We start from the raw sequence: 22,595 nt of genomic DNA on the forward strand, positions 1-22,595 counted from the left end.
GTTAGCCTCCATCGCGAGCAATCGAGCGTCGACCGGCTGCTCCTACAGGGGTGAGGTGATCGTACAACCGCGTTGCGCTATGATGCGCGTTACAGCAGCCGAACTTTTCGAGACCGATGTTCACCATGGAAAACCCGAACGACGCACCACGCCTCCCACGCAAGCGCCGCAGCCTCGCTCAGGAACTGGTGACGGTGCTGTCCGAGCAGATCCGCGATGGTCATCTCAAGCGTGGCGACAAGCTGCCCACCGAGTCGGCCATCATGGATGCCCATGGTGTCAGCCGCACGGTGGTGCGTGAAGCGATATCCCGTTTGCAGGCGGCCGGCCAGGTGGAAACCCGCCACGGTATCGGTACCTTCGTGCTCGACACGCCGAGCCCGAGCGGCTTTCGTATCGATCCGGCCACCGTGGTGACCTTGCGCGATGTGCTGGCGATCCTGGAATTGCGCATCAGTCTTGAAGTGGAGTCTGCCGGGCTGGCGGCGCAACGTCGCAGTCCGGAACAACTGGCCAACATGCGCGCTGCCCTCGATGCGTTGAATGAAAGCGCCGCCCATGCCAGTGATGCCGTGGCGTCGGACTTCGCTTTCCACCTGGAAATCGCGCTGTCCACCGGCAACCGCTACTTCACCGACATCATGACCCACCTGGGCACCAGCATCATTCCGCGCACACGGCTCAATTCCGCGCGCCTGGCCCATGACGACCAGCAGCACTACATGAGTCGCCTGAGCCGTGAGCACGAGGAAATCTACGACGCCATTGCCCGCCAGGATTCCGATGCGGCCCGCGCGGCGATGCGCCTGCACCTGACCAACAGCCGCGAGCGGTTGCGTCATGCCCATGAAGAGGCTGAGGCGCAGCGGGTTTAGGTTTTCTGCTTTTGGTGATGGATCGCCCGATAAGCCGTCTTCGCGAGCAAGCCCGCTCCCACCTTTGAATTTCTGCGAACTCACTATTTGTGAACGGCGCAGATTAAATGTGGGAGCGGGCTTGCTCGCGAAGGGGCCGAAAGCCATCCTGCAAAACCTTCAGTCAGCCTCTCTTCTACTTATCTCCCGCCTCAATCTTCCGACAACGTATCTCCTGATCGCCTGTTTTTCGAGGTGTGAACATCCCTGTTCTTTTCCGATGAAGCCCTCTAAAACAGGTGGTAAGCGCAATCTTGTCGAACAATTTTCACCCGCAGCGATGAAATGCAGTTGACGGTTGTATTTTAAGTTGTACGATGACCTACAACTTCGGCGCAAGCTGAACGGTTTTCTCACACAACGTCGCTATCCAGGGTGTTCGAATAATGAATCCACAAGAACTGAAGTCCATCCTCTCTGCCGGTCTGCTGTCTTTCCCTGTCACCGATTTCAATGCTCAGGGCGACTTCAATCGCGCGGGTTACATCAAGCGTCTCGAATGGCTGGCCCCATACGGTGCCTCGGCGCTGTTCGCCGCGGGCGGCACCGGTGAGTTCTTCTCTCTGGCGGCCAGCGAATACTCGGAAATCATCAAGACGGCCGTCGACACCTGCGCTACCAGCGTGCCAATCCTGGCCGGCGTGGGCGGCTCGACCCGCCAGGCTATCGAATACGCACAGGAAGCCGAGCGTCTGGGCGCCAAAGGCCTGCTGCTATTGCCGCATTACCTGACTGAAGCCAGCCAGGACGGCGTTGCCGCCCACGTTGAAGCCGTGTGCAAATCGGTGAACATCGGCGTCGTGGTCTACAACCGTAACGTTTGCCGCCTGAACGCGCCGCTGCTGGAGCGACTGGCCGAGCGTTGCCCGAACCTGATCGGTTACAAGGATGGCCTGGGTGATATCGAGTTGATGGTGTCGATCCGTCGCCGCCTCGGTGATCGCTTCAGCTACCTGGGTGGTTTGCCGACCGCCGAAGTCTACGCCGCGGCCTACAAGGCCCTGGGTGTACCGGTCTACTCCTCGGCGGTGTTCAACTTTATCCCGAAAACCGCGATGGACTTCTACCACGCCATTGCTCGTGAAGATCACGCCACCGTCGGCAAGATCATCGACGACTTCTTCCTGCCGTACCTGGACATCCGTAACCGCAAGGCCGGTTATGCGGTGAGCATCGTCAAGGCCGGGGCAAGAATTGCCGGCTACGACGCAGGTCCCGTGCGTGCGCCGCTGACCGATCTGACTGGCGAAGAGTACGAAATGCTCGCCGCGCTGATCGACAAGCAGGGTGCGCAATAACAACGATCAAACCGGAGCCGCTGAGCGATCAGCGGCTTTTTGCGTGAGGAGAACGACTCGTGACAAAGCGCTACGACAACTACATCAACGGTGAATGGGTCGCCGGTGCCGATTACTCGGCCAACATCAACCCGTCCGAATTGAGCGACACCATTGGCGACTACGCCAAGGCTGACCTGGCGCAGGTCCACGCCGCCATCGACGCCGCCCGTGCCGCATTCCCGGCGTGGTCGGTTTCGGGCATTCAGGCCCGTCACGATGCCCTGGATAAAGTCGGTACCGAGATCCTCGCCCGTCGCGAAGAGCTCGGCACCCTGCTGGCCAGGGAAGAGGGCAAGACCCTGCCCGAAGCCATCGGCGAAGTGACCCGCGCCGGCAACATCTTCAAATTCTTCGCTGGCGAGTGCCTGCGTCTGTCCGGCGACTATCTGCCGTCGGTGCGTCCGAGCGTCAATGTTGAAGTCACTCGCGAAGCCCTGGGCGTGGTCGGTCTGATCACCCCGTGGAACTTCCCGATTGCCATCCCTGCCTGGAAAATCGCTCCGGCCCTGGCCTACGGCAACTGCGTCGTGCTCAAACCTGCGGACTTGGTGCCGGGCTGTGCCTGGGCGCTGGCGGAAATTATCTCCCGCGCCGGTTTCCCGGCCGGCGTGTTCAACCTGGTGATGGGTAGCGGTCGAGTGGTTGGCGAGGCGCTGGTCAACAGCCCGAAAGTCGATGGCATCAGCTTCACCGGTTCTGTGGGCGTGGGTCGCCAGATCGCGGTCAACTGCGTATCGCGTCAGGCCAAGGTCCAGCTGGAAATGGGCGGCAAGAACCCGCAGATCATTCTCGATGACGCCGACCTCAAGCAAGCGGTCGAGTTGTCGGTGCAGAGCGCGTTCTACTCCACCGGCCAGCGTTGCACCGCATCGAGCCGCTTCATCGTCACCGCTGGCATCCACGACAAATTTGTCGAGGCTATGGCCGAACGCATGAAGTCGATCAAAGTCGGCCACGCCTTGAAAGCTGGCACCGACATCGGCCCGGTGGTCTCGCAAGCGCAACTTGAACAGGACATGAAGTACATCGACATCGGCCAGTCCGAAGGTGCGCGCCTGGTCAGCGGCGGTGGTCTGGTGACCTGCGATACCGAAGGTTACTTCCTCGCGCCAACCCTGTTTGCCGACAGTGAAGCGGCGATGCGCATCAGCCGTGAAGAGATCTTCGGCCCGGTAGCCAACGTGGTGCGCGTGGCGGACTACGATGCCGCGCTGGCCATGGCCAACGACACCGAGTTCGGCCTGTCGGCGGGCATTGCCACCACCTCGTTGAAATACGCCAACCACTTCAAGCGCCACTCCCAGGCCGGGATGGTGATGGTCAACCTGCCGACCGCCGGTGTGGATTACCACGTTCCGTTCGGTGGGCGTAAAGGTTCATCCTATGGATCACGTGAGCAAGGTCGCTATGCGCAAGAGTTCTACACGGTCGTGAAGACCAGTTACATCGGTTCGTAACAAGAAACACCGCGGTATTGGCAACGATACCGCGCCCCTGTAGGAGCGAGCTCGGCTCCGGGCGGCGTTCCGACGATGGTCTTGAGGTCGCGAAGTTCAGCCTGATGCCCCGCGTCATCGTTGACCACCATCGCGAGCAGGCTCGCTCCTACAGAACACCGTTATTACCCGCATAAAAATAATCAGTGGGAGTACATCTACATGCAATCGACCAAGCCGACTCACGTCCGCTATCTGATCCTGCTCATGCTATTTCTGGTGACCACGATCAACTACGCCGACCGCGCTACCATCGCCATCGCCGGCTCCAGCCTGCAGAAAGACCTGGGCATTGATGCCATTACCCTCGGCTACATCTTCTCCGCATTCGGTTGGGCCTACGTGGCCGGGCAAATTCCCGGTGGCTGGCTGCTGGACCGTTTCGGTTCGAAAAAAATCTACGCATTGAGCATCTTCACCTGGTCGCTGTTCACCGTCCTACAGGGTTATGTCGGCGAGTTCGGCATGTCCACGGCGGTGGTCGCGCTGTTCATGCTGCGTTTCCTGGTGGGCCTGGCCGAAGCGCCGTCCTTCCCCGGCAACGCGCGCATCGTGGCGGCCTGGTTCCCGACCGCTGAACGCGGCACCGCCTCGGCGATCTTCAACTCGGCGCAGTACTTTGCCACCGTGCTGTTCGCACCGCTGATGGGCTGGATCGTTTACAGCTTCGGCTGGCAACACGTGTTCATCGTCATGGGCGTGATTGGCATCATCTTCTCGGGCATCTGGCTCAAGGTTATCCACAGCCCGCGCCAGCATCCGATGATCAATGACGCCGAGTTCAAACACATCGCCGACAACGGCGGCATGGTCGACATGGATCAGGACAAGGGCAAAGGCAAGAAGGTCGACGGCCCGAAGTGGGACTACATCCGCCAACTGCTGACCAACCGCATGATGCTCGGCGTGTACCTGGGCCAGTACTGCATCAACGGCATCACTTACTTCTTCCTGACCTGGTTCCCGGTGTACCTGGTACAAGAGCGCGGCATGACCATTCTCAAGGCCGGCTTCATTGCGTCCTTGCCGGCGATCTGCGGCTTCATCGGTGGCGTGCTCGGCGGGGTGATTTCCGATTACCTGCTGCGCAAGGGCCATTCGCTGACCTTCGCCCGCAAGGCGCCGATCATCGCCGGCCTGCTGGTTTCCAGCAGCATCGTGGCGTGCAACTACGTCGATGTTGAATGGATGGTTGTCGGTTTCATGGCTCTGGCATTCTTCGGCAAAGGCGTTGGTGCATTGGGCTGGGCGGTGGTGTCCGACACCTCGCCGAAGCAGATCGCAGGCCTGAGCGGTGGCCTGTTCAATACCTTCGGCAACCTGGCCTCCATCACCACGCCGATCGTCATCGGCTACATCATCAGCTCCACCGGTTCGTTCAAGTGGGCGCTGGTGTTTGTCGGTTGCAACGCTCTGGTCGCGGTGTTCAGCTATTTGGTCATCGTGGGCCCGATCAAGCGTGTGGTGCTCAAAGAGCCACCCGCGAACGGTTCTCAAGCCCCTGGCAAATTGTCTCAAGCGCATTCCTGAGGAGCGGCGTCATGCAGTTGATTGAACATTCCGACTCGCCGCGCTACATCCGCCTGCACGAGCGGGACAACGTAGTGATCGTGGTCAACGATCAGGGCGTACCGGCCGGTACCGAGTTTGCGGACGGCCTGGTCACCGTGGACTTCGTACCACAGAGCCACAAGGTCACCCTGGAAGACATTCCCGAAGGTGGCCGGGTGATTCGTTACGGCCAGACCATCGGCTACGCCTTGCAGCCGATCCCGCGTGGCAGTTGGGTCAAGGAAGATCAACTGCGCATGCCGACCGCGCCGCCGCTGGACAGCCTGCCGCTGTCCACCGACGTGCCGGCTGCGCAGGCACCGCTGGAAGGCTTCACCTTCGAGGGTTATCGCAACGCCGACGGCACCGTCGGCACGCGCAACATCCTGGGCATTACCACGACTGTGCAGTGCGTGACCGGCGTGCTTGATCATGCGGTCAAGCGCATCAAGACCGAGTTACTACCCAAGTATCCGCACGTCGATGACGTGGTGGCGCTGACCCACAGCTACGGCTGTGGCGTGGCGATCACCGCCACCGATGCCTACATCCCGATCCGCACCGTGCGCAACCTGGCGCGCAACCCGAACCTGGGCGGCGAAGCGCTGGTGATCAGCCTGGGCTGCGAGAAATTGCAGGCCGGGCAGGTGATGCACGACAACGACAGCTCGGTGGATCTCAGCGAGCCGTGGTTGTACCGCTTGCAGGATTCCAGTCACGGTTTCACCGAGATGATCGAGCAGATCATGGAACTGGCCGAAGTCCGTCTGAAGAAGCTTGATCAACGCCGCCGGGAAACCGTGCCGGCGTCCGAGCTGATCCTCGGCATGCAGTGCGGCGGTAGTGATGCGTTCTCCGGCATCACCGCCAACCCGGCACTCGGCTATGCCTCGGACTTGCTGCTACGGGCCGGTGCGACGGGTGATGTTTTCCGAAGTCACCGAAGTGCGCGATGCCATCTATCTGCTGACCTCCCGCGCGGAAAACCAGGACGTCGCCCAGGAACTGGTACGGGAAATGGACTGGTACGACCGCTACCTGGCCAAGGGCGAAGCCGATCGCAGCGCCAACACCACGCCGGGCAACAAGAAGGGCGGGTTGTCGAACATTGTCGAGAAGTCATTGGGCTCGATCGTCAAGTCCGGCAGCAGCGCGATCAATGGCGTGCTTGGCCCTGGCGAGCGATTCAAGCGCAAAGGCTTGATCTTCTGTGCGACCCCGGCCAGCGACTTTGTCTGCGGGACCTTGCAGTTGGCGGCGGGGATGAACCTGCACGTGTTCACCACCGGTCGCGGCACACCGTACGGTTTGGCCATGGCGCCGGTAGTGAAGGTATCGACCCGGACCGAACTGGCGCAACGCTGGCCGGACCTGATCGACATCGACGCCGGGCGCATTGCCACCGGGCGCGCATCCATCGAGGAGCTTGGCTGGGAGCTGTTCCACTACTACCTGGACGTGGCCAGCGGCAAGCAGCAGACGTGGGCGGAGAAGCACAAGCTGCATAACGACATCACCCTGTTCAACCCGGCGCCTATTACCTGAGACCGCGTCATCGTTCATCGCGGGCAAGTCGAATCGTCGCACCGCCGCTCCCACAGGGATCTTCGTTGTTGCCCAAATGGTGTGAACACCGAAGATTACTGTGGGAGCTGGCTTGCCAGCGAAGGCGATCTACCAGACGCCAACGTCCTCAGTGGCTTATCATTAGCCCCCTAACGACGCGCACCCCAAGGTCCTCCCGGCATGCTGGCAATTTTCCTCGAAACCCTGAACATCACCGCGCCGGTGTTCGCCATGCTGTTTCTGGGTGTGCTGCTCAAACGCATCGACTGGATCAACGACAACTTCATCCACACCGCGTCGGCATTGGTGTTCAACGTCACCATGCCGGCGCTGCTGTTTCTGGGCATCCTGCATGCCGACCTGCACGCTGCGTTACAACCGGCGCTGTTGATCTACTTCTCCTTGGCAACGCTGGCGTGTTTTGCCATCGCCTGGGGCTGGGCGATCTGGAAGTGCCCGCGGGAAGATCGGGGGATCTACACCCAGGGTGCCTTTCGCGGTAACAACGGGGTCATCGGCCTGGCGCTGGCGGCAAGCATGTACGGCGACTACGGGATTTCCCTCGGGGCGATCCTCGCGGCGCTGGTGATCCTGTTCTACAACACGCTGTCGACCATCGTCCTGGCGGTGTACAGCCCGGTGATCAAGTCCGATCCGTGGAGCATCTGCAAAAGCGTATTCAGTAATCCGCTGATCATCAGCGTGATTGCGGCCGCGCCGTTCGCCTGGTTCAAGATCGGCTTGCCGGGGTGGCTGGAAACGTCTGGCCAGTATCTGGCGCAAACCACCTTGCCTTTGGCGCTGATCTGCATCGGCGGCACGCTGTCGCTGGCGGCGCTGCGCAAAAGCGGCAACATGGCGCTGAGTTCAAGCCTGGTGAAGATGATCGGCCTGCCGGTATTGGCGACGCTGGGGGCGTGGCTGTGGGGCTTTCGTGGGGCGGAACTGGGGATTCTGTTTCTGTACTTCGGCAGCCCGACCGCCGCTGCCAGTTTCGTCATGGCCCGGGCGGCGGACGGCAATCACGAGTTGGCGGCGGCGATCATCGTTATCACCACGCTGATGGCCGCGGTCACCACCAACGTCGGGATCTTCTTTTTGCAGTGGGGTGGGTGGATCTGACTGGCAGTTTTGCTGTGTTCTTTCAGGCCTCTTCGCGGGCAAGCCCGCTCCCACAGGTTTCTTTGTTGTTAATCAAATTCTATTCACACCGAAGAGCCCTGTGGGAGCGGCGGTGCGACGATTCGACTTGCCCGCGATGGCGCCAGATCAGGCAACCTGAATTTCAAAGACTCACTCCGGCTTCTGGTAGGTGTCGATCACTTCCTGCGCCGCGCGGAACGCATCGATCGCCGCCGGTACACCGGCATACACCGCGCAATGCAGCAGCGCTTCGCGAATCTCCTCCACGGTGCAACCGTTGTTCAGCGCACCGCGCACGTGACCCTTCAACTCCTGCGGGCACTTCAGCGCGGTCAACGCGGCGAGGGTAATCAGGCTGCGGGTTTTCAGCGGCAGACCGTCGCGATTCCATACTCCGCCCCAGGCGTGTTCATTGACGAAATCCTGCAGCGGCTGGGTGAACTCGGTGGCGTTGCCCAGTGCGCGGTCGACGAAGGCGTCGCCCATCACTTGGCGGCGGACTTCAACGCCGGGTTTTTATTCTCGGTCATGGGATTTCCCTCTTATGGTGTTGGCGACGCCAGGCGCGTAGCGACGTGAACAGCAAGAACGCCACCAGCGCCGGCAGGACGAAAAACAGCATCAAGTGTTCCAGCTTGCCGGCCAGAGGCATGCCAGTGGTGAACGACACCACGTGCAGCCCATACGCCAGGTACAAACCCAGAAACAGCAGGCCTTCGGCGCGGGTCACCCGGTAGCCGGAGTAGAACACCGGCAGGCACAGCGCCGCGACGCCGAGCATCACCGGCAGGTCGAAATCCAGGGCGTTGGGCGACACCGACAGCGGCGACGGCGCCACCAGTGCGGTAAAGCCGAGCACGCCCAACAGGTTGAACAGGTTGCTGCCAATCACGTTGCCCACGGCAATATCGCGCTCGCCACGCATCGCGGCGATCAGTGATGTGGCGAGCTCAGGCAGTGATGTGCTGACGGCGACGATGGTCAGGCCGATGATCCGCTCCGACAACCCAAGGTCGGTGGCGACCGCAACGGCAGCCCCCAACAGCAAGTGCCCGGCGTACACCAGCATCGCCAGCCCGGCGACGATCATCAGCAGGCTGCTCAGCCATGGCGCTTGCGCATGGTGGTCATGGCTCGATACAGGTCGCGCCGAATGCCGTGACTGGCGCAGCAACAAGCCCAGGTAAATCGCCAGTGCCGTCAGCAATATCACGCCGTCGGTACGGGTCAGTTCTTCATTCCAGGCGAGTACGAATACCAACAGGCTGGCGCCGATCATCAGCGGAATATCCAGGCGTACCAGTTGCCGGGAAACCCGCAACGGAATGATCAGTGCGGACAACCCGAGGGTGACGAGGATGTTGAAAATGCTGCTGCCGATCACGCTGCCGACGGCAATGTCGGCGTTATGCGCCAGGGTCGCTTGCAGGCTGACCGCCATTTGCGGTGCGCTGCTGCCGAGGGCGACGATGGTCAGGCCGATGATCAGCGGACGTATGTGCAACCGCGCGGCAATGCGTACGGCGGCGCGCACCATCAATTCGGCGCCGACGATCAGCAGGAACAATCCGCTGAGCAATTCGATCACGCTGATCAGGGGTAAATCGGCTAATCCGAAAATGGTCGGGGCTCCATCGGTCAGTCGTCGAGGGCCTGGACACGCACCCGGGCCGTTCCGCTTTTGAGCATGCCCAGGCGTGCGGCGGCGTGTGGGACAGGTCGATCAGACGGCCGCGGGTGTGCGGCCCACGATCATTGATGCGCACCACGCAGGATTTGTCGTTATTGAGATTGGTCACCTTCACCCGCGTACCGAAGGGTAGCTGGCGATGGGCGGCGGTCATGGAATTCTTGTCGAAACGCTCGCCATTGGCGGTGCGTTTGCCTTGGTGTTTGGCACCGTAGTACGAAGCCACGCCGGTTTTATCGTAACCATGCGGATCGACGGTGTCGGTGCTGGCGCAACCGGCCAGGAGCGAGAGGAGGGCGCAGGCGCTGAGTAGACGCTTCATTTGGGTGTTCCAAAAAACAAATGTGGGAGCGGCGGTGCGACGATTCGACTTGCTCGCGAATGCATTCTGACAGTCAACATTGAATTGAGTGCCGAACCGCATTCGCGAGCAAGCCCGCTCCCACAGGGGAATGGAGCCAGTGAATCGGGCTGGCTCCATTCCGATCAGCCTTCGAGCTTGCTTTTGAGCAGTTCGTTGACCTGTTGCGGGTTGGCCTTGCCTTTGGAGGCTTTCATGGCCTGGCCGACGAAGAAGCCGAACATCTTGCCGCGCTTGGCTTCGTCTGCCGCGCGGTATTGTTCGACCTGCTCGGCGTTGGCCGCGAGCATTTCGTCCAGCACCGCCGAGATGGCGCCGGTGTCGGTCACTTGCTTGAGGCCGCGCTTGTCGATGATCTCGTCCGCGCTGCCTTCGCCGTTGGCCATCGCTTCGAACACCACCTTGGCGATTTTGCCGGAGATGGTGTTGTCCTTGATGCGCAGCAGCATGCCGCCCAGGCGCTCTGCGGAAACCGGAGAATCCTCAATGTCCAGGCCTTGCTTGTTGAGCAGGCTGCCCAACTCGACCATCACCCAGTTCGCCGCCAGTTTGGCATCGCCGCTGATGCTCGCGACTTGCTCGAAGTAGTCGGCTTGCTCACGGCTGGTGGCCAGCACGTTGGCGTCGTACGCCGACAGGCCGAACTGCGCCTGGAAACGCTCGCGCTTCTGCGGTGGCAGTTCCGGCAGGGTGGCGCGCACGTCGTCGAGGAACGAGTTCTCGATGACCACTGGCAACAGGTCCGGATCAGGGAAGTAACGGTAGTCGTTGGCTTCCTCTTTGCTACGCATCGGACGGGTCTCGTCCTTGTTCGGATCGTACAGGCGAGTCTGCTGGATCACCTTGCCGCCATCTTCGATCAGCTCGATCTGACGCTGGATTTCGCTGTTGATGGCCTTTTCGATGAAGCGGAACGAGTTGACGTTCTTGATCTCGCAGCGGGTGCCGAACTCGGCCTGGCCCTTTGGACGGATCGACACGTTGCAGTCGCAACGCAGCGAGCCTTCGGCCATGTTGCCGTCGCAGATGCCCAAGTAACGCACCAGCGCGTGGATCGCCTTGACGTAAGCCACGGCTTCCTTGGCGCTGCGCATGTCCGGCTCGGAAACGATTTCCAGCAACGGCGTGCCGGCACGGTTCAGGTCGATGCCGCTGGCGCCGCTGAATTCTTCGTGCAGGCTCTTGCCGGCGTCTTCTTCCAGGTGCGCACGGGTGATGCCGACACGTTTGACCGTGCCGTCTTCCAGGGCGATGTCCAGGTGGCCCTTGCCGACGATCGGCAATTCCATCTGGCTGATCTGGTAGCCCTTGGGCAGGTCCGGGTAGAAGTAGTTTTTACGGGCAAACACGTTGTGCTGGCCGATCTCGGCGTCAATCGCCAGGCCGAACATCACCGCCATGCGCACCGCTTCCTGGTTCAGCACCGGCAGCACGCCGGGCATGCCCAGGTCTACGAGGCTGGCCTGGGTGTTCGGCTCGGAACCGAAGGTGGTGGAACTACCGGAAAAGATTTTCGACCGGGTGGTGAGCTGGGTGTGAATCTCCAGCCCGATCACGACTTCCCATTGCATGTGTGTCTCCTCAGAAGCCGGTTGGGGTGCGGGTGTGCCAGTCAGTGTTCAACTGGTACTGGTGCGCAACGTTGAGCAAGCGGCCTTCCTGGAAATACGGGGCGAGCAGTTGCACGCCGACCGGCAGACCATCGACGAAACCGGCCGGCATCGACAGGCCTGGCAGGCCCGCGAGGTTGGCGGTGATGGTATAGACGTCTTCCAGGTAGGCAGCGACCGGGTCGCTGTTCTTGGCGCCGAGCCTCCAGGCCGGGTTCGGTGTGGTTGGGCCGAGGATGATGTCGACCTCATTGAAGGCAGCCATGAAGTCGTTCTTGATCAAGCGACGAATCTTCTGCGCCTTCAGGTAGTAGGCATCGTAGTAACCGGCGGACAGGGCGTAGGCACCGACCATGATGCGGCGCTGCACTTCTGTCCCGAAACCTTCGCCACGGGAGCGCTTGTACAGGTCCTCGAGGTTTTTCGGGTCTGCGCAACGGTAGCCGAAACGCACGCCGTCGAAACGCGACAGGTTGGAGGAGGCTTCGGCCGGGGCAATCACATAGTACGCAGGAATCGCGTGCTGCATGTTCGGCAGGCTGATTTCCTTGACCACGGCGCCGAGCTTTTTCAGCTCTTCGACGCTGGCCATGACCAGGTCGGCAATGCGCGGGTCGAGACCGGCGCTGAAGTACTCCTTCGGCACGCCGATACGCAGGCCTTGCAGCGAGCCGTTGAGGCTGGCGCTGTAGTCCGGCACAGGCTCGTCGATGCTGGTGGAGTCGTTCGGATCGAAGCCAGCCATACCTTGCAACAAAATTGCGCAGTCTTCGGCAGTGCGTGCCAACGGGCCGCCCTGATCGAGGCTGGATGCGTAAGCGATCATGCCCCAGCGCGATACACGACCGTACGTCGGTTTCAGGCCGGTGAGGTTGGTCAGGGCTGCAGGCTGACGAATAGAACCGCCGGTGTCGGTGCCGGTAGCCGCAGGTAACAGACGAGCGGCAACCGCCGCCGCCGAACCGCCGGACGAACCGCCTGGCACGTGTTCCAGGTTCCACGGGTTTTTCACCGCACCGTAGTAGCTCGACTCGTTGGCCGAACCCATGGCGAATTCGTCCATGTTGGTCTTGCCCAGGGTCACGGCACCGGCAGCGGCCAGCTTGGCGACGACGGTGGCGTCGTACGGGGCCTTGAAGTTGTCGAGCATCTTCGAGCCGCAGCTGGTGCGAATGCCCTGGGTGCAGAACAGGTCCTTGTGGGCGATCGGCGCGCCGAGCAGGGCGCCGCACTCACCATTGGCCCGACGGGCGTCAGCGGCTTTCGCCTGCGTGAGCGCCAGGTCCTCGGTGAGGCTGATGAAACTGTTGAGCTGCGGATCGAGCTGGGCGATGCGCGCCAGCAGGACTTTGGTCAGCTCTTCGGAGGAAAACTTTTTTTCGGCGAGTCCGCGGGCGATCTCGGCCAGAGTCAATTGATGCATTGCAGGCTCTTTCCCTTTAGTCGATGACTTTCGGAACCAGGTACAGGCCGTTTTCGACCGCTGGTGCGATGGACTGGTAGGCCTCGCGGTTATTGGTCTCGGTCACGACGTCTGCGCGCAGGCGCTGGCTGGCTTCCAGCGGGTGGGCCAGCGGTTCGATACCGTCGGTATCGACCGCCTGCATTTCGTCGACCAGCCCGAGAATGCTGTTGAGGGCCGAAGTGATGTGTGGAAGATCGGCATCATTGAGGCCAAGGCAGGCCAGATGAGCGATTTTTTCCACGTCGGAGCGTTCTAGCGCCATTGGGATTCTCCAGTGGAAAACAAAACGGACGGCGTCCGTGTGTTAGATTGTCGGAACACTACCGCACTTCTACGGTCATAAGGCCGCGATTGTGGGGCTTGGTGCACAGAAAAGCGGCCAATTTAACATATTGGCGCCTTGCCCAAAATCCCTGTCGTTGTTAGAGTTTGCCGCACTTTTTTACCCACGCGTTGCCTAGGGTCCCTTTCCCATGTTCAAGAAACTGCGTGGCATGTTTTCCAGCGATCTTTCCATTGACCTGGGCACTGCCAACACCCTTATTTACGTGCGCGAGCGCGGTATCGTCCTGAATGAGCCCTCCGTTGTGGCCATTCGGACACACGGTAACCAGAAAAGTGTCGTTGCTGTCGGCACCGAAGCCAAGCGCATGCTCGGCCGTACACCGGGCAACATCGCTGCCATTCGTCCGATGAAGGACGGCGTGATCGCCGACTTCAGCGTGTGCGAAAAAATGCTGCAGTATTTTATCAACAAGGTTCACGAAAACAGCTTCCTGCAGCCTAGCCCTCGCGTGTTGATCTGCGTTCCATGCAAATCCACCCAGGTTGAGCGTCGTGCCATCCGCGAATCGGCCCTCGGTGCCGGTGCCCGCGAAGTATTCCTGATCGAAGAGCCAATGGCTGCTGCCATCGGTGCCGGCCTGCCGGTTGAAGAAGCCCGCGGTTCGATGGTCGTCGATATCGGTGGCGGTACCACCGAAATCGCACTGATCTCCCTGAACGGTGTGGTGTACGCCGAGTCCGTCCGCGTTGGCGGCGACCGCTTCGACGAAGCGATCATCACCTATGTGCGTCGCAACTACGGCAGCCTGATCGGCGAGTCCACCGCCGAGCGCATCAAGCAGGAAATCGGTACGGCCTACCCGGGCGGCGAAGTTCGCGAAGTCGACGTTCGTGGCCGTAACCTGGCCGAAGGCGTTCCACGCGCATTCACCCTGAACTCAAACGAAGTGCTGGAAGCTCTGCAAGAGTCCCTGGCAACCATCGTTCAGGCCGTGAAAAGTGCCCTGGAGCAATCGCCTCCGGAACTGGCTTCCGACATCGCCGAGCGTGGCCTGGTACTGACCGGTGGTGGCGCCTTGCTGCGTGACCTGGACAAACTGCTGGCCCAGGAAACCGGTCTGCCGGTGATCGTTGCCGAAGACCCGCTGACCTGCGTTGCTCGCGGTGGTGGCCGTGCATTGGAAATGATGGATAAACACACCATGGATCTGCTTTCCAGCGAATAAGTCGCCGGATCGCCTCTATGCTGTTGAGCGCGCAGGCGGCACTTTGCAGTGCTGCCTGTTCGCGTTTATCTTCTGTCAGTCTGCATCCAGGCCGGATTGCCGCCGTATGAATAAACAGAATATTTGCCTGGAAGGAGCGGCTTATTAAACCGCTTTTCACCAAGGGCCCTTCACTGGGCGTGCGCCTGTTGGTGCTGGTCGTGCTATCGGTCGCGCTGATGGTGGTCGATGCCCGTTTCAGTCTGCTCAAGCCTGCACGCAGCCAGATGTCGCTGGTGCTGATGGACGCCTACTGGATCACCGACCTGCCCGGACGACTATGGGAAGGCGTTGCCAGTCAGTTTGGCAGCCGGACCGAGCTCGTCGCCGAAAACGAAAAACTCAAGACTGAAAACCTGCTGTTGCAGGGGCGCATGCAAAAACTTGCCGCCCTGACCGAGCAGAACGTTCGGCTGCGCGAGTTGCTCAACTCTTCGGCACTGGTCAACGAGAAAGTCGAAGTGGCCGAGTTGATCGGCATGGACCCCAACCCCTTCACCCATCGCATCATCATCAATAAAGGTGAGCGCGACGGCGTGGTCCTCGGTCAGCCGGTACTCGATGCCCGCGGCCTGATGGGCCAGGTGGTCGAGTTGATGCCCTACACCTCTCGCGTCCTGCTGTTGACCGATACCACCCACAGCATTCCGGTGCAGGTGAACCGTAACGGTTTGCGGGCGATTGCCAGCGGCACCGGCAACCCGGAGCGTCTCGAGTTGCGTCATGTGGCCGATACCGCGGATATCAAGGAAGGCGACTTGCTGGTCAGCTCCGGCCTCGGGCAACGTTTTCCGGCCGGTTACCCGGTGGCGACGGTCAAGGAAGTGATTCACGATTCCGGCCAACCGTTTGCCATTGTCCGCGCCATTCCGACCGCCGCCTTGAACCGCAGCCGTTACCTGCTGCTGGTGTTCAGCGACAACCGTACTGCCGAAGAACGCGCCAATGCCGCCGCCCAGGCCCAGGAAAACCTGGACGCACAGGGCGGTGGCCCGATCATTCCTGCGACAGTTCCGAAACTGGTCAACCCCGCAGCTCCTGCTGCACCGGCCGCCACACCGACGACGCCTGCCACGGCGGCGCCTGCGGCACCACTGCGCCAGCCAAGCCAACCACCACGCCAGCCAAGCCTGCGGCCACGCATCCTGCTGCGGCTAAACCGCCAGCGGCGCAACCCGCTGCCGCGAAGCCTGCCGCCAAACCGCCAGTCGCCGCGCCGGCCACTCCAGTGGGGAGAGAATAATGGGCGGTGTAAAAGCATCCCGAAACGGCTGGATAGTCTGGCTGACGTTCGCTGTCGGTCTGCTGCTGAGCGTTTCGCCTCTGCCGCAATTCATGGAAATCCTGCGCCCGCTGTGGCTGGCCTTGCTGCTGGCATTCTGGGCGTTGAACCTGCCGCAGACAGTCGGGATGGTGACGGCGTTTTGCCTGGGCCTGGCCGAGGACGTGCTGTACGGCACGCTCCTGGGGCAGAACGCCTTGATCCTGACCCTCATCACCTATTTGGTACTGGCGCTGCAACAACGCCTGCGGATGTTCCCGATGTGGCAGCAGAGCCTGGTGATCCTGGTGATCTTCGGCCTCGCCCAGCTTGTACAACTATGGCTCAGTGCCTTGACCGGCAATCGTCAGCCGACGCTGGCGCTGGTGCTGCCGGCACTGGTCAGTGCATTGCTCTGGCCCTGGATCAGTTTCGGTTTGCGCGGATTGCGTCGACGCTACAAAATCAATTGATTCGGTCAGGCATTAGACAGGGAGAGGTCTTGATGAAACGGTTGTACCTCGCCTCTGGCTCGCCGCGTCGACGTGAACTGCTCACGCAGATCGGCGTTCCATTCTCCGCCGTCAGTGCGGATATCGATGAAACCCCTTTACCACAAGAATCCCCTTCGGCCTACGTCGAGCGCCTGGCGCGCGGCAAAGCCGAAGCGGGGCGCAGCGCTGTCGTGTCCGATGGCCCGTTCTGTGTGCTCGGCGCCGATACCGCCGTGGTGCTCGACGGAAAAATTCTCGGCAAACCGGTTGATCAAGCGGATGCGTGCACCATGCTGATGATGTTGTCAGGGTGTGAACATGAGGTCCTGACCGCGATTGCCGTGCTCGATGGCGAACGTTGCGAGTCCCGGGTTGTCACCAGCCGGGTGCGTTTTCGTGATATCAGTCGTGACGAAGCCGCAGCCTATTGGGCCAGCAGCGAACCAAGGGACAAGGCGGGCGGTTATGGCATTCAAGGACTGGGTGCGGTGTTTGTCGCCGGGCTCGATGGAAGTTATTCAGCGGTGGTCGGACTACCGCTTTGCGAAACCGCGGAACTGCTCGGCCATTTCGGCATACCCTGTTGGCAAACCCGGAACGCACACCAAGCAACGTTCTGAACAGATGCGGCCATTATCGTGAACATGCCTGAACGAGACCCTGCCATGAGTGAAGAGATCCTGATCAACATCACGCCGATGGAGTCGCGCGTGGCGGTGGTCGAAAACGGTGTCCTGCAAGAGGTCCACGTCGAGCGTACGCAAAAGCGCGGGATCGTCGGCAACATCTATAAAGGCAAAGTCGTGCGGGTACTGCCGGGGATGCAGGCGGCATTCGTCGATATCGGCCTGGATCGCGCCGCGTTCATTCATGCATCGGAAATTTCCCTGCGCGAAGGCCCGGCGGTCGAGCATCAGTGCCCTGGTGCACGAAGGCCAGAGCTTGGTGGTGCAAGTGACCAAGGACCCGATCGGATCCAAAGGCGCACGCCTGACCACCCAGTTGTCGATCCCTTCGCGTTACCTGGTGTACATGCCACGCACGGCCCATGTCGGCATTTCCCTGAAGATCGAAGACGAAGCCGAGCGCGAACGCCTCAAGCAAGTGGTCACTGATTGCGTGGCCAAGGAAGGTATCAAGGAGGCCGGCGGTTTCATCCTGCGCACGGCAGCCGAAGGCGCCGGCGCCGATGAAATCCTCATGGACATCCGCTACCTGCGCAGACTTTGGGATCAGATCAGCGCCCAGATCAAAACCATCAGTGCGCCGAGCGTGATCTACGAAGACCTCGGTCTGGCGCTGCGCACCCTGCGTGACCTGGTGAGCCCGAAAATCGAGAAGATCCGTATCGACTCCCGGGAAACCTTCCAGAAAACCACGCAGTTCGTCGCCGAATTGATGCCCGAGATTGCCGACCGTCTGGAGCATTACCCGGGCGAGCGGCCGATTTTCGACCTGTATGGCGTCGAAGACGAAATCCAGAAGGCGCTCGAGCGCAAGGTCCCGCTCAAGTCCGGTGGTTATCTGGTGGTCGACCCGGCGGAAGCCATGAGCACCATCGACGTCAACACCGGGGCGTTCGTCGGCCATCGCAACCTCGAAGAAACCATCTTCAAGACCAACCTCGAAGCCGCGACGGCCATCGCCCGTCAATTGCGTCTGCGTAACCTCGGCGGAATCATCATCATCGACTTCATCGACATGGAAGATGAAGAACACCAGCGCCAGGTGTTGCGCACGCTCGAAAAGCAACTGGAACGCGATCACGCCAAGACCAACATCATCGGTATCACCGAACTGGGCCTGGTGCAGATGACCCGCAAGCGTACCCGCGAAAGCCTTGAGCAAGTGTTGTGCGAGCCGTGCAACGCCTGTCAGGGACGCGGCAAGCTCAAGACACCGGAAACCGTTTGCTACGAAATCTTCCGCGAAATCCTGCGTGAGGCTCGCGCCTATCAGGCGGAAGGCTATCGTGTATTGGCGAACCAGAAAGTGGTGGACCGCCTGCTCGACGAAGAGTCGGGCAACGTCGCCGAGCTGGAAGGGTTTATCGGGCGCACCATCCGCTTTCAGGTCGAAACCATGTATTCCCAGGAACAATACGACGTGGTGCTGCTCTGAAGCGTATCGTTTTGATTGTTCAAGAATGGCTGGCCTCAGCTTTTTGCAAATTTTTTGCCATGGGGGCCATCTGACATGGACCGTCTGACACGCATTTTGGCCGCACTGACCCGCTGGGGTCTGGGCCTGTGCGCGTTGGTTTTGGTGTTGATGGCGCTCTACGTCAGCCTTGGCCGGGAGCTGACGCCGTTAGTCGCCGAGTACCGTGCCGACATCGAAACCAAAGCCAGCGATGCCTTGGGCATGCCATTGCAGATCGGTGAACTCGAAGGCAGCTGGAGTGGATTTGCCCCCATATTGATGGCTCACGACGTGACGGTCGGCGAGGGTGCCAATGCCTTGCACCTGGATCAGGTGCGCGCGGTGCCGGACCTTTGGGCCAGTCTGCTGACCCGTCAGGTACGCATCGCTCATCTGGAGCTCAGTGGCCTGAAGATCAGCGTCAAGGAGGGTAACGACGGTGAATGGGCACTGGAAGGTTTGCCGGTGCAACAGGATCAACCCACCGATCCGGAACAGCTACTCAATCGCATGCAGATGATCCAGCAACTGTCGGTGCTTGACAGCCAGGTGACCTTGCAGCCATTTGCACATTCGCCACTGACCCTGACTTATGTTGGCCTTAATCTGAGAACCGGGGCGTCGCGCCAGCGGCTCGACGTGCGCTTGACCCTGCCTGACGGGCACCCGGTGGCCATGAGCTTGCGTACCCGCATTAGTACCAGCCAATGGAAGGACGCTGAAGCCGAGGTCTACCTGAGCCTGCCGCAAAGCGAGTGGTCGAAGTGGTTGCCCGAGCGCGTAAGCCAGCAATGGAGTTTCTCCGAGATCAAGGCCGGCGGCGAGCTGTGGGCGACCTGGGCCAAAGGCACCCTGCAAAGTGCGGCAGTGCGCTTGAACGCGCCACAACTCAAGGGTGCGTACGACGAGCGCAAGCCGATCCAGATCAACAACCTGGCGCTCAACGGTTATTTCCAGCGCAGTGCCGAAGGCGTGCAGGTGACTCTGGATTCCCTGGCGATGAACCTCGGCGACGCTCGCTGGGAAACGCATTTGCAGCTCAAGCAAAGCGCCGCCACCGACAAGACCGAAGAACTTTGGCATCTTCAAGCCGACCGCGTCGACCTGACCCCGCTCACACCGCTGATCAATGCCCTTGCGCCGCTGCCGGAAGGCTTTGCCAGCGTTGTCGAGCGGCTCAAAGTCACGGGTGGCTTGCGTAACGTGCTGGTCGACTTCCGCCCCAATGCCACCGACGACAGCAAGTTCGGGTTTGCCGCCAACCTCGACCAGGTAGGCTTCGATGCCTATCACGGTGCGCCGGCGGCCCGAAATGTCAGCGGCAGCATCAGCGGTGACTTGGGACACGGCGAACTGCGCATGGACAGCAAGGATTTCATGCTGCATCTGGACCCGATTTTCGCCAAGCCATGGCAGTACATTCAGGCCAATGCGCGGCTGACCTGGAAACTCGATAAAGAAGGTTTCACCCTGATCGCGCCGTACCTGAAAGTGCTGGGCGAGGAAGGCAAGATTGCCGGCGACTTCCTGATTCGCCTGCATTTCGATCACACCCAGGAAGACTACATGGACCTGCGGGTCGGCCTGGTGGACGGTGACGGTCGCTACACCGCCAAGTACTTGCCGGCGGTCCTCAGCCCGGCGCTGGATGAATGGCTGCGCACCGCGATTCTCAAGGGCGCGGTGGATCAAGGCTTCTTCCAGTATCAAGGGTCGCTCAGCCACGGTGCCGCAGACGCGGATCGCAGCATCAGCCTGTACTTCAAGGTTCACGATGCCGAATTGGCCTTCCAGCCGGGCTGGCCCCATGTCGGCAAGGTCAGCGGCGACGTGTTCGTCGAAGACAGCGGTGTGCGGATTCTGGCCAGCAAGGGCCAATTGCTCGACACCCAGGTCAACGATGTTTACGTCAACATTCCCCATGTGCCTGCCGGGCAGAACGTTCATTTGTTCCTCGATGGCGGATTTGCCGGCGGTTTGGGCGATGGCCTGAAAATCCTCCAGGAAGCGCCGATCGGCACCGGGGCAACCTTTGCCGGCTGGGAAGGCGAGGGCGACCTGCAAGGCAAGTTGAACCTGGACATTCCACTGGCAAAAGGCGAGGAGCCGAAGATCCTCGTCGATTTCAAGACCGCCAAGGCACGCTTGAAACTGGCCGAACCTGTGCTGGAACTGACCCAGCTCAAAGGTGATTTCCGTTTCGACAGTGCCAAGGGCCTGAGCGGGCAGAGCATCAGCGCAAGGGCATTCGACAAGCCGGTCAGCGCGCAGATTTTTGCTGATGGCAGCCCGGGTAAACTCAATACCCGGGTGACCGCGTCGGGCCAGGTCGAGGTCAGGAAACTGACCGATTGGCTGAAGGTGACCCAGCCTCTGCCGGTGAGTGGCGTGATCCCTTATCAACTGCAACTGACCCTCAACGGCGCCGACAGCCAATTGCGGGTCAATTCCAGCCTCAAGGGCGTGGCCGTCGATTTGCCTGCGCCGTTCGGCATGACCGCCGATACCGGGCGCGACACGACGTTCCGTATGACCTTGCAGGGCGACGAACGGCGCTATTGGGTCAACTACGGGAATCTGGCGAGCTTCACGTTCGCGGCCCCGGCGAGCAATTTCGCCGACGGTCGCGGGGAATTGTCCCTCGGTGGCGGCGAGTCGGTATTGCCTGATACCAAAGGCCTGCGGGTACGAGGCGTGCTGTCGGAGCTGGACGTTGGCCCGTGGAAGGATCTGGTGGATAAATACGCCGGACAGGACCCCAGCGGCAGCGCCAGGCAATTGCTCAGCGGCGCGGATTTCAAGGTGGGCAAGCTCAGCGGTATCGGCACCACGCTCGATCAGGCCTCGATCCAGCTGACGCGTAAGGCTTCCGCCTGGGCGCTGCAACTCGACAGCCAGCAGATCAAGGGCAACGCCAACCTGCCCGATACGAACGCGGTGCCGATCACGATCAATCTGCAAACCGTGCGCCTGCCCGCACCGGACCCGGCCGTGCAGGCCGATGAAAACTCACCGGATCCATTGGCTTCGGTAGACCCGACGAAAATCCCCGCGATGGACATCACCATCAATCAGTTATTCCAGGGCCAGGATCTGGTGGGCGGCTGGTCGCTGAAAATTCGTCCGACGGCCAAGGGCATCGTGTTCAACTCGCTGGACCTGGGCCTCAAGGGTATTTTGCTGGTGGGTAGCGGTGGCTGGGAAGGCGTGCCCGGCGCAAGCACTAGCTGGTACAAGGGGCGCATCAGCGGCAAGAACCTCGCCGATGTGCTCAAGAACTGGGGGTATGCACCGAGCGTCACCAGCCAGGACTTTTATATGGATGTCGATGGCCGCTGGCCCGGATCGCCGGCCTGGGTGGCGACCAAGCGCTTCTCCGGCTCGCTCGATGCGACGCTCAATCAGGGCCAGTTCGTCGAGGTCGAAGGCAGTGCCCAGGCGTTACGGGTATTTGGTTTGCTCAACTTCAATTCCATCGGCCGGCGCCTGCGCCTGGACTTCTCCGACCTGTTCGGCAAAGGCCTGAGTTATGACAAGGTCAAAGGGCTGCTGGTCGGGACTAATGGCGTGTATGTCACCCGCGAGCCGATCCGGCTGACGGGGCCGTCGAGCACCATCGAGCTCGACGGCACCCTGAACATGGTGGCCGATCAGATCGATGCGAAACTGTTGGTGACCTTGCCGGTGACCAATAACCTGCCGATCGCCGCACTGATCGTCGGTGCACCTGCGGTCGGTGGGGCACTGTTCCTGATCGACAAGCTGATCGGTGACCGGGTCGCCCGTTTCGCCAGTGTGAAATACACGGTCAACGGGCCGTGGAAAGAACCGAAAATCACCTTCGACAAGCCTTTTTGAAAAGCCATCCTTCGGGCCTATGGAGTAGCATGACCATTACGGCTCGCCCCCCTGTAGGAGCGAGCTCGCTCGCGATGGACGTGAACGATGACGCAGGCCGTCTGAAAAAACGCGTCGCGTTCAAATTCATCGTCGGAGCGCCGCCCGGAGCAAG

14 protein-coding genes and 4 pseudogenes are annotated in these 22,595 nt (G+C 60.8%); 12 read left to right on the forward strand and 6 right to left on the reverse strand.

The annotated features are described in order from the left end of the window. The first annotated feature begins 125 nt into the window (after nucleotides 1–125). From RS887_RS13785 to RS887_RS13810, 6 genes and pseudogenes are all read left to right on the forward strand, one after another. A complete protein-coding gene (locus tag RS887_RS13785; RefSeq protein ID WP_322615798.1) occupies nucleotides 126–875 on the forward strand; it encodes a FadR/GntR family transcriptional regulator in 750 nt (249 codons plus the stop codon). A 425-nt stretch (nucleotides 876–1,300) separates the two neighbouring features. Next, nucleotides 1,301–2,212, forward strand: coding sequence for a 5-dehydro-4-deoxyglucarate dehydratase (gene kdgD / locus RS887_RS13790; RefSeq protein WP_322615799.1), 912 nt, complete (start codon nucleotides 1,301–1,303; stop codon nucleotides 2,210–2,212). Between the two features lie 59 nt (nucleotides 2,213–2,271). Next, nucleotides 2,272–3,711, forward strand: coding sequence for an aldehyde dehydrogenase family protein (locus RS887_RS13795; RefSeq protein WP_322615800.1), 1,440 nt, complete (start codon nucleotides 2,272–2,274; stop codon nucleotides 3,709–3,711). A gap of 201 nt (nucleotides 3,712–3,912) precedes the next feature. Beyond that, the gene (locus tag RS887_RS13800; protein ID WP_322615801.1) at nucleotides 3,913–5,280 is read left to right on the forward strand and encodes an MFS transporter; all 1,368 of its coding nucleotides are present in this window, start codon (nucleotides 3,913–3,915) and stop codon (nucleotides 5,278–5,280) included. A gap of 11 nt (nucleotides 5,281–5,291) precedes the next feature. Continuing rightward, nucleotides 5,292–6,846, forward strand: a pseudogene (gene garD, locus RS887_RS13805) (galactarate dehydratase). Between the two features lie 201 nt (nucleotides 6,847–7,047). Further along, complete coding sequence (locus RS887_RS13810; protein ID WP_322615802.1) at nucleotides 7,048–7,989, forward strand: AEC family transporter; 942 nt, start codon at nucleotides 7,048–7,050, stop codon at nucleotides 7,987–7,989. Between the two features lie 171 nt (nucleotides 7,990–8,160). Here RS887_RS13810 and RS887_RS13815 read toward each other — a convergent pair whose 3' ends face one another. The 6 genes and pseudogenes from RS887_RS13815 to gatC all read right to left on the reverse strand — a co-directional run bounded on the left by RS887_RS13815 (nucleotide 8,161) and on the right by gatC (nucleotide 13,398). Continuing rightward, nucleotides 8,161–8,496: a carboxymuconolactone decarboxylase family protein gene (locus tag RS887_RS13815; protein WP_322615803.1), complete on the reverse strand. Its 336-nt coding sequence runs from the start codon at nucleotides 8,494–8,496 to the stop codon at nucleotides 8,161–8,163. 40 nt (nucleotides 8,497–8,536) lie between these two features. Beyond that, the gene (locus RS887_RS13820; protein WP_322615804.1) at nucleotides 8,537–9,598 is read right to left on the reverse strand and encodes a calcium/sodium antiporter; all 1,062 of its coding nucleotides are present in this window, start codon (nucleotides 9,596–9,598) and stop codon (nucleotides 8,537–8,539) included. A 50-nt stretch (nucleotides 9,599–9,648) separates the two neighbouring features. Further along, nucleotides 9,649–10,022: pseudogene (locus RS887_RS13825) on the reverse strand (septal ring lytic transglycosylase RlpA family protein). 164 nt (nucleotides 10,023–10,186) lie between these two features. Beyond that, nucleotides 10,187–11,632, reverse strand: a complete 1,446-nt coding sequence (gatB, locus tag RS887_RS13830) for an Asp-tRNA(Asn)/Glu-tRNA(Gln) amidotransferase subunit GatB (protein ID WP_322615805.1) — start codon at nucleotides 11,630–11,632, stop codon at nucleotides 10,187–10,189. 10 nt (nucleotides 11,633–11,642) lie between these two features. Further along, a complete protein-coding gene (gatA, locus tag RS887_RS13835; protein ID WP_322615806.1) occupies nucleotides 11,643–13,094 on the reverse strand; it encodes an Asp-tRNA(Asn)/Glu-tRNA(Gln) amidotransferase subunit GatA in 1,452 nt (483 codons plus the stop codon). 16 nt (nucleotides 13,095–13,110) lie between these two features. After that, nucleotides 13,111–13,398 carry an Asp-tRNA(Asn)/Glu-tRNA(Gln) amidotransferase subunit GatC gene (gatC, locus tag RS887_RS13840; protein ID WP_024011606.1) on the reverse strand — a complete coding sequence of 96 codons (288 nt, stop codon included), beginning with the start codon at nucleotides 13,396–13,398 and terminating at the stop codon, nucleotides 13,111–13,113. A gap of 211 nt (nucleotides 13,399–13,609) precedes the next feature. Between gatC and mreB the strand changes: the two genes are divergently transcribed. The 6 genes and pseudogenes from mreB to RS887_RS13870 all read left to right on the forward strand — a co-directional run bounded on the left by mreB (nucleotide 13,610) and on the right by RS887_RS13870 (nucleotide 22,441). Then, nucleotides 13,610–14,647, forward strand: coding sequence for a rod shape-determining protein MreB (gene mreB, locus RS887_RS13845; protein ID WP_002555108.1), 1,038 nt, complete (start codon nucleotides 13,610–13,612; stop codon nucleotides 14,645–14,647). Between the two features lie 179 nt (nucleotides 14,648–14,826). Further along, a pseudogene (mreC, locus tag RS887_RS13850) lies at nucleotides 14,827–15,929 on the forward strand (rod shape-determining protein MreC). Next, nucleotides 15,929–16,420 (forward strand): rod shape-determining protein MreD, encoded by a 492-nt coding sequence (mreD, locus tag RS887_RS13855; protein WP_007970244.1) that lies wholly within the window; start codon nucleotides 15,929–15,931, stop codon nucleotides 16,418–16,420. The pseudogene mreC and the gene mreD overlap by 1 nt, the downstream one beginning before the upstream one ends. Nucleotides 16,421–16,452: 32 nt before the next feature. Beyond that, nucleotides 16,453–17,061 carry a Maf family protein gene (locus RS887_RS13860; RefSeq protein ID WP_322615807.1) on the forward strand — a complete coding sequence of 203 codons (609 nt, stop codon included), beginning with the start codon at nucleotides 16,453–16,455 and terminating at the stop codon, nucleotides 17,059–17,061. A 45-nt stretch (nucleotides 17,062–17,106) separates the two neighbouring features. Beyond that, a pseudogene (gene rng / locus RS887_RS13865) lies at nucleotides 17,107–18,562 on the forward strand (ribonuclease G). 75 nt (nucleotides 18,563–18,637) lie between these two features. Next, the gene (locus tag RS887_RS13870) at nucleotides 18,638–22,441 is read left to right on the forward strand and encodes a YhdP family protein (RefSeq protein WP_322615808.1); all 3,804 of its coding nucleotides are present in this window, start codon (nucleotides 18,638–18,640) and stop codon (nucleotides 22,439–22,441) included. Nucleotides 22,442–22,595 lie beyond the last annotated feature (154 nt).

It is taken from the genome of Pseudomonas sp. BIC9C, assembly GCF_034541995.1.
Taxonomy (GTDB): domain Bacteria; phylum Pseudomonadota; class Gammaproteobacteria; order Pseudomonadales; family Pseudomonadaceae; genus Aquipseudomonas; species Aquipseudomonas fluorescens_CC.

Bases quoted from the DNA above. Each gene is read 5' to 3' on its own strand.
- kdgD (WP_322615799.1), top strand. From the start codon at position 1,301: ATGAATCCACAAGAACTGAAGTCCATCCTCTCTGCCGGTCTGCTGTCT.
- RS887_RS13785 (WP_322615798.1), top strand. From the start codon at position 126: ATGGAAAACCCGAACGACGCACCACGCCTCCCACGCAAGCGCCGCAGC.
- gatB (WP_322615805.1), bottom strand. From the start codon at position 11,632: ATGCAATGGGAAGTCGTGATCGGGCTGGAGATTCACACCCAGCTCACC.
- RS887_RS13860 (WP_322615807.1), top strand. From the start codon at position 16,453: ATGAAACGGTTGTACCTCGCCTCTGGCTCGCCGCGTCGACGTGAACTG.
- RS887_RS13870 (WP_322615808.1), top strand. From the start codon at position 18,638: ATGGACCGTCTGACACGCATTTTGGCCGCACTGACCCGCTGGGGTCTG.
- RS887_RS13800 (WP_322615801.1), top strand. From the start codon at position 3,913: ATGCAATCGACCAAGCCGACTCACGTCCGCTATCTGATCCTGCTCATG.
- mreD (WP_007970244.1), top strand. From the start codon at position 15,929: ATGGGCGGTGTAAAAGCATCCCGAAACGGCTGGATAGTCTGGCTGACG.
- mreB (WP_002555108.1), top strand. From the start codon at position 13,610: ATGTTCAAGAAACTGCGTGGCATGTTTTCCAGCGATCTTTCCATTGAC.
- gatA (WP_322615806.1), bottom strand. From the start codon at position 13,094: ATGCATCAATTGACTCTGGCCGAGATCGCCCGCGGACTCGCCGAAAAA.
- RS887_RS13810 (WP_322615802.1), top strand. From the start codon at position 7,048: ATGCTGGCAATTTTCCTCGAAACCCTGAACATCACCGCGCCGGTGTTC.
- gatC (WP_024011606.1), bottom strand. From the start codon at position 13,398: ATGGCGCTAGAACGCTCCGACGTGGAAAAAATCGCTCATCTGGCCTGC.
- RS887_RS13815 (WP_322615803.1), bottom strand. From the start codon at position 8,496: ATGGGCGACGCCTTCGTCGACCGCGCACTGGGCAACGCCACCGAGTTC.